Consider the following 12,748-nt stretch of genomic DNA (forward strand, 5'->3'; position numbering starts at 1 on the left):
GCGGAACTCGATGACCTGAGCGCGGGACTCGCGCGCGAACGGCGGGACTCACGCACCTGGACGCGGATCTCACCGGCCTGAGTGCAGAACTCGGCAACCTGCTCACCTCGCACGACGGAACAACTCATCACCAGCGCCGCGTCCGGCCACGAACTCGGCTACGGAAGACGGTCGGCGCGAGGTCACGGATACGAGCAACGCGGACTCGCCCAGCTCCCGGTTTCGCGGCTTCACGAGGGAAGATTCGGCCGGATGTTCCGGCTCCCTCCCTACTTCCCCAGCGAAACCAGGATCGCGGATATCGCCCAGAAAATGCTGGAGAACGCGACGGGACCGAATCCGACACAGGACAATCCGACAATTCCCGCCGGTTACACCTATCTCGGGCAATTCATCGATCATGACCTGACATTCGATCCGGTCTCGAGCCTGACCCGGCAGAACGATCCAGACGCCCTGACCGATTTTGGCAGTCCGCGATTCGACCTCGACAGCCTGTACGGCAGGGGCCCCGCCGACGATCCCTTCCTCGACAAGTCCTCGGGCGGCGAGAAGTTCCTCATCGGTAACCACGACAACAAGGACGACCTTCCGCGAAACGTCCAGGACACGGCCTTGATCGGCGATCCACGCAACGACGAGAACATCTTCGTCGGGCAGCTTCATCTCACAATGCTGAAATTCCACAACAAGGTGATCGACAGAGTCGGCACGGATCTGTCACTGCGCAGAGGCAGCGAGACGACTTTCGAGGCTGCGCAACGGCTCGTCCGATGGCACTACCAGTGGATCGTCGTCCACGACTTCCTGCGCAGGATCGTCGGCGACGACATGCTGGCAAAGGTCCTCGACGAAACGGGCAAGGTTCCCGTACCACGGCTGAAACTCCTCAACTGGAGGAAAGCCCCGTTCATGCCGGTCGAGTTCTCGGTTGCCGCCTACCGCTTCGGACACTCGATGATCCGCGGCCGTTACAAGCTCAACACGTTCGTTCCCGCGCTGCCCACGTTCTTGCCGGGCAGCGTCAGCGTCAACCCACTCGGACATTTCGGCGGTTTCCGCATCCTGCCACCGTTCTGGACGATCGAGTGGGGACGGTTCTTCGACGTCAAGGGCGCGGGGTCGGCCGAACTCCAGCAGTCGAGGCTGATCGACACGAAGCTCGCCGATCCGCTCGCGGACCTTCCCGTCGAGATCGCCAACAACCCTTCTTCGCTGATCATCCGCAACCTGAAGAGGGGCGCCCGGCTGTTGCTTCCCTCGGGGCAGGCGGTCGCGGGCTACCTGGGCGCCGACGTACTGACCGCCGAGGACTTGCAACTGCCGCACCACGGCCCCGCGCCACTGTGGTATTACGTGCTCCGCGAGGCGGAACTACGGGCACAGGGCCGCCATCTCGGCGAAGTGGGCGGCAGGATCGTGGCCGAGGTGCTCGTCGGCCTGCTCGCCGCCGACCCCTCCTCCTACCTGCGCAACGAGCCGGCCTGGCGACCGGTCCTGCCCTCGGAAACGAGCGGTGACTTCACCATGCCCGACCTGATCGCCTTCACCGGCCACGGGCTCGACGTGATCAAACCCGGTCCGTGATCCCTTCGGTTGTCCGGCGGCGGGCCGCCGGACAACCGAGCAGGTCGGCGAGTGACCGATCTCGGTTCTTGTCTCGTAGGATCGCCGGGTGACTTCCCCCGAGACACTGCAAGTACTGAACCGGGTCTTCGGTTATGACTCGTTCCGGGAAGGCCAGCAGGAGATCATCGATCACGTCGCGGGTGGCGGCGACGCACTCGTGCTCATGCCGACCGGCGGCGGCAAATCGCTGTGCTACCAGATTCCCTCGTTGGTTCGCGAGGGTGTCGGCGTCGTGATCTCGCCGCTCATCGCGCTCATGCAGGACCAGGTCGATGCTCTACGGGCACTCGGCGTGCGGGCTGGTTTCCTCAACTCGACCCAGGACCCCGGCGAACGCAGGATGGTCGAGGCCGAGTTTTTGGCCGGCGAACTGGACCTGCTCTACCTCGCCCCTGAACGGCTGAAGGTCGATGCCACCGTCGCTCTGCTCGACAAGGGTTCCGTCGCGTTGTTCGCGATCGACGAGGCACACTGTGTTTCCCAGTGGGGTCACGACTTCCGGCCGGATTACCTCGCGTTGTCGAGTCTGCACGAGCGGTGGCCGGAGGTGCCGCGCATCGCGTTGACAGCCACGGCGACGAAGGCGACGCACGCGGAGATCACGCAGCGGCTCAAGCTCGAAGAGGCCCACCATTTCGTCGCGAGTTTCGACCGGCCGAACATCCAGTACCGGATCGCGCCGAAGAACGAGCCCCGCAAGCAGTTGCTCGACCTGGTCCGCAACGAGCACGCGGGCGAAGCGGGGATCGTGTACTGCCTGTCCCGCAAGTCCGTTGAGGACATAGCGGAGTTCCTGGTACGCAACGGTATCGACGCCGTGCCCTACCACGCTGGACTCGATGCGGGAACCAGGGCAGAGCATCAGGCCCGGTTCCTGCGCGAGGACGGTCTCATCGTCGTGGCCACCATCGCCTTCGGCATGGGGATCGACAAGCCGGACGTGCGATTCGTCGCTCACCTCGATCTCCCGAAGTCGGTGGAGGGCTACTACCAGGAAACCGGTAGGGCCGGCAGGGACGGGCTGCCTTCGACGGCCTGGCTCGCCTACGGTCTCCAGGACGTCGTCCAGCAGCGCAAGCTCATCGACAATTCCGAAGGCGACGTCGCTCACCGCCGCAAGCAGAGCGCGCATCTCGACGCGATGCTCGCGCTGTGCGAAGCGGTGGAGTGCAGGCGGGTTCAGCTGCTCGGCTACTTCGGCCAGAGCGCGACGCCGTGCGGCAACTGCGACACCTGTCTCGCTCCTCCCGAGTCGTGGGACGGAACGGTCGCGGCGCAGAAACTGTTGTCCACCGTGGTGCGGTTGCGCAGAGAACGGCGGCAGAAGTTCGGTGCCGGGCAGATCATCGACATCCTGCTCGGCAAGAAGACCAGCAAGGTCACCCAGCACAGCCACGACGAGCTGAGCGTGTTCGGCATCGGTACCGAGCTTTCCGAGCCGGAATGGCGAGGCGTCGTGCGGCAACTGCTCGCGAAGGGACTACTGGCCGTCGAGGGCGACTACGGGACGCTGGTGACGACGGGCGAAAGCGACGAGGTCCTATACCGGGGCAGAAAAGTACTGCTGCGCACCGAACCGAAGCGCGCCGCGAAACAGGCGAAGCCGCGTCGCGCCGAGGCCGCCGAACTGTCGGAGGAAGCGGCCCCTGTCTTCGAACGGTTGCGGGCATGGCGCGCCGCGACGGCGAAGGAACAGGGTGTCCCCGCGTACGTCATCTTCCACGACGCGACGTTGCGGCAGATCGCGACCGACCGGCCTTCGAGCATGGCCGAACTGGGCGCGGTGAGCGGCGTCGGGGAGAGCAAGCTGGCCAAGTACGGCGAGCAGGTGCTGGAGACGGTCGGCGGATAGCCCGGTCAGGCCGCGTCCTGTTGGTCGCCTTTCGCCGCGCGCCTGCGTTTGACCAGAACAATCACAGCGCCGACGGCGACGATGACACCGAGCACGATCCAGCTTCCGGCACCGATGGCGTTCTCGATGCGCCGCGCGGCGTCTCCTGCCGCCATGCCGACGCCGATGTGCAGTGCGCACCACGCCATGGCCGCGAGGACCATCGCGGGAATGAACTTGCGCAGCGGCAGTTTCGCGGCGCCTGCCGAGGCGGGCACGAGCGTGCGCAGAACAGGGAGGAAGATCCCGATGACGACGGCGTAGGCGCCCCGTTTCCTGAGTACCTCGGTCGCCCTGTCCCAGCTTTGGGCTCCGTGTTTGCGGATGACCTTGGTCTGGCGCAGTGTGGGGCCGAATTTCCAGCCGATGAAGTAGCCGAGCGAGTCGCCCGCGATGGCGCAGGCCGTGGTGACCAGCCACATCAGCAGGAAGCCCGACGGGCTCGCGACGGTGGTCCCCAGTATGAACAGCCCGGTCTCACCCGGCGCGATGAACCCGAGCCCGAGCGTGGTCTCGCCGAAGACGAGCAGGCCCGCCGCCGCGACCAGCCCCGCGGGCGGCAGGCTTTGCAACCAGTCGAGGATGTCGTTGACCACGGTGGCGAGCACCCTTCGGAGACGGCGGCTTCGCGTGCCTTCCGAGCCTGCCGCACATCCGGGGGTATCGCGAACCGTGCGCGATCAGTCGAGCAGCGCGGGATCCGTGGCGACCGACCGCAGTCTGGCGAGCATCGCGCCAGAGGCCATGCGGTAGCTCGCGGGGTCGGAGTAGAGCAGCGCGTCCTGGCTTCCGCTCCTGCCGAGTGCGTCGAGTTCGAACGCGAGCTGTCGCACGTCGGTCTCCGCCGCTATCTCGCCGAGATCGCGGGCTTCCTCGATGGTGCGCGCGTAGAGCCGTTGCCAGTCGCGTCTCGCCGAGGCGACGGCGTCGCGGACCCTGCCTGGCCTCGCGTCGAACTCCGCGGCCGCCGAGATGAAGAAACAACCGCCCGAGAAGACGGGTTTGCGGGCGTAGCGCAGCCACGACTCGCACAACGCCCGCACTCTGCGGACACCGGAAGGGGCGCGTAGCGCGGGTTTGACGACCTCGCCGACGAACACTTCGACGGCGGCCCTGACGGTCGCGAGCTGCAACTCCTCCTTGGAACCGAACTGGGCGAACACCCCGCTCTTGCTGAATTCCAGCTCGGCCGCGAGGCGGCGGACGGAAAGGCTGTCGAGTCCTTCGACGGAGGCGATGTCCATGGCGCGGCCCAGCACGGCCCTGCGCGACTGCTGCCCTCGCTCGATGCGCTTGTCCACCCGGTTGCCGCTCATTCACTCAGTCTAACTCACCGGACAGTCGTCCAAGATACTTGGAAAAACTGACTAGGCAAACGCGCGTCACGAGTGCAAACTATTAGTACGGTCGTCCACCTACTTTGTCGAGGAGCCGAAATGAACGAACGCACCGATCCGCATTGCCTCACCGACGAGGTGCTGTACCCGCTGCTCTACGGAGCGGGCTGGCGCAGACTCGTCGTCCTCGGCGACAGCGTCGCCGAGGGTGCTGGCGACCTTGACGACCCACCCGGCTATCCGAGGCAACCGTGGGCCGACCGGCTGGCGGCGGTCCTCACCGCGCACAACCCCGCGCTCGCCTACCTCAACCTCGGCAAGTACGGAGCGTTCGCCGACGAGGTCAAGCACCTGCAACTGAGCGCGGCGCTCGCGTTCGAGCCCGGTCTCACGGTCGTGGCCTGCGGCGGCAACGACATGCTGCACCGCACTTTCGACCCCGGCGCGGTGGAAGCGGTACTCGACAGCATCGTCGGGGCGTTGCGCGGCGACGTGGTCACCATGGGGCTCTTCGACATCTCCCGCTCACCCGCGCTCTCTCCGGAGCGGGCTGCCGCGCTGCGGCCGAGGCTGGCCGCGCTCGCGTCGCTGACCCGGTCCGTCGCCGACCGGAACGGCGCGTGGCACGTCGACCTCGCGAACCATCCCGCCTCGGCGGACGCCTCGATTTACAGCTCGGACGGCATCCACGTCAACGCGAGGGGGCACGCCATCGCGGCGACCGAGACGCTTCGGCTACTCGGCGGCATTCTCGGCTGAGATGGCAGCCAGCAGCCGTTCCGCCAGCTCCGGCCTACAGATCACCAGGTCGGGAAGGTAGGGGTTGCTTTCGTTGTATCGCAAGGGTGATCCGTCGATCCGGCTCGCGTGCAGCCCCGCCGCGAGCGCGACGCCGACCGGGGCCGCCGAATCCCACTCCCACTGCCCTCCCGCGTGGAGGTAGGCGTCGACATCGCCCCGCAGCACCGCCATGGCCTTCGCCCCTGCGGAGCCGAGCGGGACGACTTCCGCGCCGAGGGCGGAGGCGACCCCTGCCGCGAAGGACGGCGGCCTGCTCTGGCTCACGACGATGCGCACACCTTCGGTGACCCGGTCGGCGAGCACCGCGGTGTCACTGGAATACACGACGTCGAGTGCGGGCAGGGACACCGCCGCAGCCGTGATGCCCTTGCCCGCTTCCCACAGCGCGACGTGCACGGCCCAGTCGACGCGGTCGCGCGTGCTGAACTCGCAGGTGCCGTCGAGCGGGTCGACGATCCACACGCGTTCGGCTTCGAGCCTTCTCGGGTCGTCGGCCGACTCCTCGGACAGCACCGCGTCGTCCGGTCGCGATTCGGCGAGCCGGGTCGTCAGCAACGTGTTGGATTCGGTGTCGCCGAGCCTGCCGAGGGCCGTGCTGTCGTCGCAGCCTCCCGCCCTGACCGAGAGAAGGAGCCTGCCCGCCTCTTCAGCCAGCCTTGCCGCGATGCGTACGTCAGTGGTCACGATTCCAGGAAACCAAGAATGGCCTCAGCCATGGCCGCTGGGTCACCATCGCCGGGCCGGAACACCAGTTCGGGCGCGGAAGGCACCTGATAGGGGTCGTCGATTCCGGTGAAGCCGGTGAGCGAGCCCGCCCTCGCCTTCGCGTAGAGGCCCTTCGGGTCGCGTTCCTCGCACACGTCGATGGGGGTGTCGACGAACACCTCGACGAAGGGCAGCCCGGCCGCGTCGTGGACGGCTCGGACCCGGTCCCTGTCGGCGCCGTAGGGACTGATCAACGAGGCGATGGCGACGACGCCCGCGTCGGCGAAGAGACGGGCGACCTCTCCGACCCTGCGCACGTTCTCGCTCCGGTCGGCGGCGGTGAACCCGAGATCGGCGTTGAGCCCGTGCCGCAGATTGTCGCCGTCGAGCAGGTAGGCGGCCCTGCCCGTCGCGATGAGCTTGCGTTCAAGTTCGACGCCGACCGCCGACTTACCGGAGCCGGAAAGGCCCGTGAGCCACACCGTCGCACCCTCGGCTTGTCGCTGCTGCCTGGTGACCGCGCTTCGCTGCCAGGCGAGCTGGACCTCGTCGGCGCGCGGGCCGGTGATCATGCCGGCGGCGACGGTGTCGTTGGTCGCCTCGTCGACGAGGATGAAACTGCCCGTCGTCCTGTTGCGCCGGTACGGATCGAAGAGCAACGGTTGCCTGCTGGTCAGCCGGATCCTGCCGATCTCGTTGAGCGCGAGGGCATCCGCGTGCTCGTCGCGATGCAGGGTGTTGACGTCGAGCCGGTAGTCGAATTCGCGGACGGTCGCCTTGACGCTTCTCGTGGTGTGCCGCAGCACGAAGGTGGAGCCGACGGCGAGCTTGTCCCGCTCCGCGAACCAGCACACCATGGCGTCGATGTCGGAGCCGACGTGCGGCCGGTTTCCCTTCCTGCACAGCAAATCGCCTCTGCCGACGTCGAGTTCGCCCGCGAGCTGAACGGTCACCGCCTGCGGTGGAAACGCTTCCGCGAGCGGCACCCCACCCGGCCCCCAGATCGCACTCACCGTGCTCTGGTGGCCGGAGGGAAGCACGAGCACCTCGTCGCCGGGCTTGAAGACTCCGCCGGCGACCGTGCCGGAATACCCCCGGAACTCCTGACTGCGGATGACGTACTGCACGGGAAGGCGTGCGTCGACGAGGTTGCGGTCCGAGGCGACGTGCACCTGTTCGAGGTGGTGCAGCAACGATGTTCCCTCATACCACGGCATGCTGGCGCTTCGGTGCACGATGTTGTCGCCGAGCAGCGCCGAGACCGGAACGAACGTCAGGTCGTGCACGTCGAGCTTCATCGAGAACCGGCGGAAGTCCGCGCAGATCTCGTCGAACCGGTCGCGGGACCAGTCGACCAGATCCATTTTGTTGACGCACAGCACGACGTGCGGGATACCGAGCAGGCTCGCGAGAAACGCGTGTCTGCGCGACTGTTCGAGCACGCCCTTGCGCGCGTCGACGAGCACAAGCGCGACGTCGGCCGTCGACGCACCGGTGACCATGTTCCTCGTGTACTGAATGTGGCCGGGAGTGTCGGCGATGATGAACTTCCTTCGCGGCGTCGCGAAGTAGCGGTGGGCGACATCGATGGTGATGCCCTGCTCCCTCTCGGCCCTGAGACCGTCGGTGAGCAGGGCGAGGTTCGGATAGTCCTCGCCACGTCGCCTGCTCGCCAACTCGACGGCGGCGAGTTGGTCGACGAACAGCGTTTTGGAATCGTGCAGGAGCCTGCCGATGAGCGTCGACTTGCCGTCGTCGACACTGCCTGCCGTCGCGAGCCTGAGCAACTGGGACATCAGAAGTAGCCCTCGATCTTGCGGTCTTCCATACCTGCCTCTGAGATCCGGTCGTCGGCTCTCGTCGCTCCTCTTTCGGTCACTCTCGTCGCGGCGATCTCGGCGACCACGTGCGCCGCGTCGGCCGCGACGGACTCGACGCAACCGGTGCAGGTCGCGTCGCCGACCGTGCGGAATCGCACAGTCGCCTCGTAACCGTGCTCGTCAGGCGACGGGGAAAGGTGTTCGGTAACGGCGAGCATCATGCCGTCCCGCTGGAAGACCTCGCGCCGGTGCGCGTAGTAGAGCGAGGGCAGCGCGATGTCCTCCTCGGCCACGTAGGTCCAGACGTCCAGCTCGGTCCAGTTGGAAAGCGGGAAAACCCTGATGTGCTCGCCTTTTCTGTACCGTCCATTGTAGAGATTCCAGAGTTCGGGCCGCTGCGCCCTTGGATTCCACTGGCCGAACTCGTCGCGGAAACTGAACACTCGCTCCTTCGCTCGTGCCTTCTCCTCGTCTCTCCTCGCCCCGCCGAAGACGGCGTCGTAGCCATTTTCGCGAATGGTCCGCAGCAGGGTCGCCGTCTGGAGCCTGTTCCTGCTCGCATTCCTCCCTCGCTCCTCGACGACGGCGCCGCTGTCGATGTCCTCCTGCACGCTGCCGACGACGAGCCGCAGGCCCAGGTCCCGCACGACCCGATCGCGAAACTCGACGACCTCACGAAAGTTGTGCCCCGTGTCGATGTGCAGCACGGGAAACGGCAGTGGAGCGGGCCAGAACGCGCGGGCGGCGAGGTGCAACATGACGACCGAATCCTTGCCGCCGGAAAACAGCAGCACCGGATTTTCGAAGGTCGCCGCAACCTCCCGGAAGATATGCACGGCCTCGGCTTCGAGCGCGCGCAACTGCGTCAGTTCGTAGGTCGTCCGCACGCTGACCACCTTTCGGAATCAGCAACGAAACTAGAACAGGTTCTTGCACTTGGTCAAGGGAGCGCGGAAGCTGGAGAGCATGGACATCGCGACCCTTTCGGCCATCGAGGAGATCAAGCGAGTCAAGTACCGCTACCTGCGCTGCGTCGACCTCAAGGACTGGGACGAACTCGCGGGAACGCTCGCCCCTGACGTGACAGCCAACTACGGCACTCCCGCGATGGGCGAGCCGCTGAATTTCACCGGCCGCACCGAGTTGATCGACTTTCTCAGCACGACACTCGACGAGAAGATCACCACCGTGCACGCGGCCGGTCAACCCGAGATCGACATCGAAGGCACGAGGGCCCATGGCGTCTGGAGTTTCCAGGACAAGGTCATCGCCAAGGAACACAAGGTCGTCATCGAGGGCGCCGCGTTCTACGAGGACAGCTACGTATTCGAAGAGCAAGGCGGCTGGCTCATCCGGCACACCGGCTACACCCGCACCTACGAGGCGACCTACTCGTTCGAGAGCATTCCCGGATACCGACTCACCTCGACGCCTGGACGATTGACCACGACATAGAACGAGTTCTACTATCATCGGGTGCTGACGAAGCCGTTCGCCGATTCGATCGCCGATGCCGAGAAGATCATTACCGACGCACCACACGTCAACGGCGAGCCGGATCTCGTCGAGGGCTACGACTACCTCGCTGGCAGCATCAGAGCCGCGTTGCAGCTCGCGTGGGCCTATGAACGCGATTTCCCCTACTTCGTCCATTCGACGGGCCCCTACACGAAAATGGGCCTCGACAACCCAGATGCTCTCTACTTCCATTCCTATCTTCGCGATGACGCCGAGTACGTCGTCATCGGAACCAGAGGCAGCACGAGAGACCTGAGTTTCCAGGTACTCAACGGCGACTACTCACCTGCCGACGTACCCGACAGCCTGACCGCCTTCGACGACCGTGCCGTCGAGATCGCTCCCGACGGCACCTTCGAACTGCGCTTCGGCCCCGACCGGGACAAGGCGGGGCCCGGCTACGTCGTACTCGGCGAGGGGTCCGCGATGCTCGTCATCCGCGAGGTCTACAGCGACTGGGGCAACGAACAGCGAGGAACCCTGCGGATCAGGAGGGCTGATCTCGCAGGCAGCGCGCCTGCCCCGAAAACGAAGCGAGACCTGGAAAAACGGTATCGAGTCGCGGGCAAGATACTGGTGTCCCGGCTCAAGACGTTCCTCGCGTTTCCCCAGTGGTACTACCTCAATCTGCCGGTCAACACGCTGACCGAACCGAGGAGAACACCGGGAGGGCTCGCCACCCAGTATTCCTCCGTCGGGCACTTCGACCTCGCCGACGACGAAGCGATGATCGTCACCGTCCCCGCATCGGATGCTCCTTACCAGGGCATTCAACTCGGCAGCATGTGGTACATCTCGCTCGACTACCAGAACCACCAAACCAGCCTCACCGCCGACCAGGCGCTCGTTGATCCAGACGGGATGATCCGGTTCGTCATCAGCGAGCGGAACCCTTCACATGCCAACTGGCTGGAACGGCTCGGGCACAACCGGGGTTACGTGCAGCTTCGCTGGCAGCGGCTGTCCCGCGAACTGGAGCCTTCGGACGGGCCGACGGTGAAGATCGTGCCGGTCTCCGAACTTCCCGAAGTCCTTCCCTACTACGAAAAGGCCGCCGTCACCCCGCACGAATGGGAAGCTCGGATCGCGGCGAGACAACGCGCGGTGGCAACCAGGATGCTCGGATGAACGCGGCCGGAGAACTGCTCGCCGACAAGGTCGTCGTGGTGTCAGGAGTCGGTCCCGGCCTCGGAAGGTCGATCGCCGTCAGGAGCGCGTTGGCCGGGGCGAAGATCGTGCTCGCGGCACGAACGAGCGAACGACTCGACGAGGTCGCCAAGGAGATCGACGAGCTGGGAGGGCAAGCTGTCGCGGTGCGCACCGATGTCACCGACGACGACTCGGCTTCCGCGCTCGTCGAATCCACGTTGGCTCACTTCGGCAGGGTCGACACGCTTGTCAACAACGCGTTCGCGATCCCGCCGATCACCGACCTCGCCGACGTCGACATCGACGCGGTGCGCGCGGGTTTCGAGACGAACGTACTCGCCGCTCTGCGGCTCACCAGGCTGTTCACCGAAGGGCTCTCCGCGAGTTCGGGGTCTGTCGTGATGATCAATTCGGCCGTACTGCGGCATTCGCGGCGCACCTTCGGCCCCTACAAGATGTCGAAAGCGGCCCTGCTCGCGCTGTCGCAAAGCCTGGCGACCGAACTTGGGCCCCTGGGTGTCAGGGTGAACTCCGTCGCCCCCGGCTACATCTGGGCGGGCTCGTTACGCTGGTATTTCGGCTACCTCGCCGAGAAGCGCGGGGTGAGCAGGCAGGAGGTCTACGACGAGGTCGCGGCGACGACCGACCTGCGCAAGTTGCCGGATCCCGACGAGATCGCCGACGCCGTGGTCTTTCTCGCCTCCCCGCTCGCGCGCGCGATCACCGGCCACTGCCTCGACGTCAACAGCGGCGAATACCACAACTAGGGGCGTCACATGGTTGTAGCGACGATGGATGAGCTGCATGAGGCGGCGACGCGGATCACAGGGCTCGACGACTTCGGCTCCGACGACTACCGCGAAGGGCTCGCGGTGTTGCTCGACTCCTACGAGCGAGAGGCGAGCCTCACCCCGCACGGCGCAAGGGTCGCCAAGGCATTCCTGCGCGGAGCGCTGGTGGCGAGGTCGCTGAGCGAGGCGGCGTGGCGGGCTTTTCCCCGCCACACCGACGTCACCATCGAACGACCGATCTTCGTCACCGGTCTCCCCCGTACCGGAACGACGGCCCTGCACCGGTTGCTCACCGCGGATCCAGCCCACCAGGGCCTTGAGGTGTGGCTCACCGAGTTCCCGCAGCCTCGGCCTCCTCGCGACACCTGGGAAGCCAATCCGGTCTTCCAGCGCATCCAGGCCGGTTACGAGCAGTACCACGACGAGCACCCCGAATTCATGGGCCTGCACGCGATGTCGGCGGCCCAGGTCGAGGAATGCTGGCAACTGCTGCGCCAGTCGGCCCTTTCGATTTCCTACGAATGCCTCGCACACATACCTTCCTACTCGGCTTGGCTGTCCACACAGGACTGGAAAGCCGCGTACGAGCGGCACCGGCGCAACCTCCAGCTCATCGGCCTTCCCGACGCGAGCCGCAGGTGGGTTCTCAAGAATCCCAGCCACCTTTTCGCGCTCGACGCACTGCTCTCGGTGTACCCCGACGCGCTCGTCGTACAGACGCACCGCGCGCCGAGCACGGCGATCGCCTCGGTGTGCAGTCTCACCGCCCGCGCCACCGAAGGCTGGTCGGACGTCTTTCGCGGTGAGGTCATCGGCGCCGACCAGCTCGCGCTGTGGTCGCGCGGGCTCGCGACGTTCACCGCCGAACGCGCCAAGCACGACCAATCCCGGTTCTACGACGTCGACTACGCCGATTTCGTCGCCGACCCGCTCGGCACGGCCGAGGCGATCTACGACCACTTCGGCATCCCGCTCGGCGACGAGGCGCGCTCGGCCATGCGGCGGCTGCACGGGGAGAGCACGAGCGGGAGCGCGGCACCCTCGCACACCTACTCGCTTTCCGACTTCGGGCTCACCGCCGAACAGGTCGAGGCACACTTCGCCTGA

The 12,748-nt window shown here is 65.9% G+C and carries 12 protein-coding genes; 7 read left to right on the top strand and 5 right to left on the bottom strand.

Annotated elements, in window-relative coordinates; all coding sequences use genetic code 11:
* The first annotated feature begins 81 nt into the window (after positions 1-81).
* Together BAY61_RS27720 and recQ are read left to right on the top strand one after the other, a co-directional pair.
* Positions 82-1,587 carry a peroxidase family protein gene (locus BAY61_RS27720; protein WP_211323556.1) on the top strand — a complete coding sequence of 502 codons (1,506 nt, stop codon included), beginning with the start codon at positions 82-84 and terminating at the stop codon, positions 1,585-1,587.
* 88 nt (positions 1,588-1,675) lie between these two features.
* Positions 1,676-3,481 carry a DNA helicase RecQ gene (recQ, locus tag BAY61_RS27725; RefSeq protein WP_091803592.1) on the top strand — a complete coding sequence of 602 codons (1,806 nt, stop codon included), beginning with the start codon at positions 1,676-1,678 and terminating at the stop codon, positions 3,479-3,481.
* Between the two features lie 5 nt (positions 3,482-3,486).
* Here the strand turns inward: recQ and BAY61_RS27730 are convergent, their stop codons facing one another.
* Together BAY61_RS27730 and BAY61_RS27735 are read right to left on the bottom strand one after the other, a co-directional pair.
* Entirely contained in the window at positions 3,487-4,116 is a 630-nt protein-coding gene (locus tag BAY61_RS27730) for a DedA family protein (RefSeq protein WP_091803994.1), read from the bottom strand.
* A gap of 84 nt (positions 4,117-4,200) precedes the next feature.
* Positions 4,201-4,836: a TetR/AcrR family transcriptional regulator gene (locus tag BAY61_RS27735; protein ID WP_091803589.1), complete on the bottom strand. Its 636-nt coding sequence runs from the start codon at positions 4,834-4,836 to the stop codon at positions 4,201-4,203.
* Positions 4,837-4,956: 120 nt separating this feature from the next.
* Between BAY61_RS27735 and BAY61_RS27740 the strand changes: the two genes are divergently transcribed.
* On the top strand, positions 4,957-5,616 hold the full coding sequence (locus BAY61_RS27740) for an SGNH/GDSL hydrolase family protein (RefSeq protein WP_091803586.1): 660 nt from the start codon (positions 4,957-4,959) through the stop codon (positions 5,614-5,616).
* On the opposite strand, the gene BAY61_RS27745 is transcribed toward BAY61_RS27740, so the two are convergent.
* Genes BAY61_RS27745 through cysD form a run of 3 tightly spaced genes read right to left on the bottom strand, consistent with a single transcriptional unit; the run spans position 5,593 to position 9,070 of the window.
* On the bottom strand, positions 5,593-6,342 hold the full coding sequence (locus tag BAY61_RS27745) for a 3'(2'),5'-bisphosphate nucleotidase CysQ (protein WP_091803583.1): 750 nt from the start codon (positions 6,340-6,342) through the stop codon (positions 5,593-5,595). The two genes, BAY61_RS27740 and BAY61_RS27745, sit on opposite strands and share 24 nt — an antisense overlap.
* Entirely contained in the window at positions 6,339-8,159 is a 1,821-nt protein-coding gene (gene cysC, locus BAY61_RS27750) for an adenylyl-sulfate kinase (RefSeq protein ID WP_091803580.1), read from the bottom strand. Before cysC ends, BAY61_RS27745 begins: the two co-directional genes overlap by 4 nt.
* Positions 8,159-9,070: a sulfate adenylyltransferase subunit CysD gene (gene cysD, locus BAY61_RS27755; RefSeq protein WP_211323555.1), complete on the bottom strand. Its 912-nt coding sequence runs from the start codon at positions 9,068-9,070 to the stop codon at positions 8,159-8,161. Before cysD ends, cysC begins: the two co-directional genes overlap by 1 nt.
* Positions 9,071-9,149: 79 nt before the next feature.
* On the opposite strand from cysD, the gene BAY61_RS27760 reads away from it, so the two are divergent.
* The 4 genes from BAY61_RS27760 to BAY61_RS27775 are packed head-to-tail and all read left to right on the top strand — an operon-like array spanning position 9,150 to position 12,748.
* Complete coding sequence (locus BAY61_RS27760) at positions 9,150-9,638, top strand: nuclear transport factor 2 family protein (protein ID WP_091803991.1); 489 nt, start codon at positions 9,150-9,152, stop codon at positions 9,636-9,638.
* Between the two features lie 21 nt (positions 9,639-9,659).
* A complete protein-coding gene (locus tag BAY61_RS27765) occupies positions 9,660-10,829 on the top strand; it encodes a hypothetical protein (RefSeq protein WP_091803574.1) in 1,170 nt (389 codons plus the stop codon).
* Positions 10,826-11,617, top strand: coding sequence for an SDR family oxidoreductase (locus BAY61_RS27770; RefSeq protein ID WP_091803571.1), 792 nt, complete (start codon positions 10,826-10,828; stop codon positions 11,615-11,617). Before BAY61_RS27765 ends, BAY61_RS27770 begins: the two co-directional genes overlap by 4 nt.
* 24 nt (positions 11,618-11,641) lie before the next feature.
* On the top strand, positions 11,642-12,748 hold the full coding sequence (locus BAY61_RS27775) for a sulfotransferase family protein (RefSeq protein ID WP_275935813.1): 1,107 nt from the start codon (positions 11,642-11,644) through the stop codon (positions 12,746-12,748).

It is taken from the genome of Prauserella marina (assembly GCF_002240355.1).
In the GTDB taxonomy this organism is placed as follows: domain Bacteria; phylum Actinomycetota; class Actinomycetes; order Mycobacteriales; family Pseudonocardiaceae; genus Prauserella_A; species Prauserella_A marina.

Coding starts and splice junctions, on each gene's coding strand:
- BAY61_RS27760 (WP_091803991.1), top strand. CDS start 9,150: ATGGACATCGCGACCCTTTCGGCCATCGAGGAGATCAAGCGAGTCAAG.
- BAY61_RS27735 (WP_091803589.1), bottom strand. CDS start 4,836: ATGAGCGGCAACCGGGTGGACAAGCGCATCGAGCGAGGGCAGCAGTCG.
- BAY61_RS27740 (WP_091803586.1), top strand. CDS start 4,957: ATGAACGAACGCACCGATCCGCATTGCCTCACCGACGAGGTGCTGTAC.
- BAY61_RS27775 (WP_275935813.1), top strand. CDS start 11,642: ATGGATGAGCTGCATGAGGCGGCGACGCGGATCACAGGGCTCGACGAC.
- cysC (WP_091803580.1), bottom strand. CDS start 8,159: ATGTCCCAGTTGCTCAGGCTCGCGACGGCAGGCAGTGTCGACGACGGC.
- BAY61_RS27770 (WP_091803571.1), top strand. CDS start 10,826: ATGAACGCGGCCGGAGAACTGCTCGCCGACAAGGTCGTCGTGGTGTCA.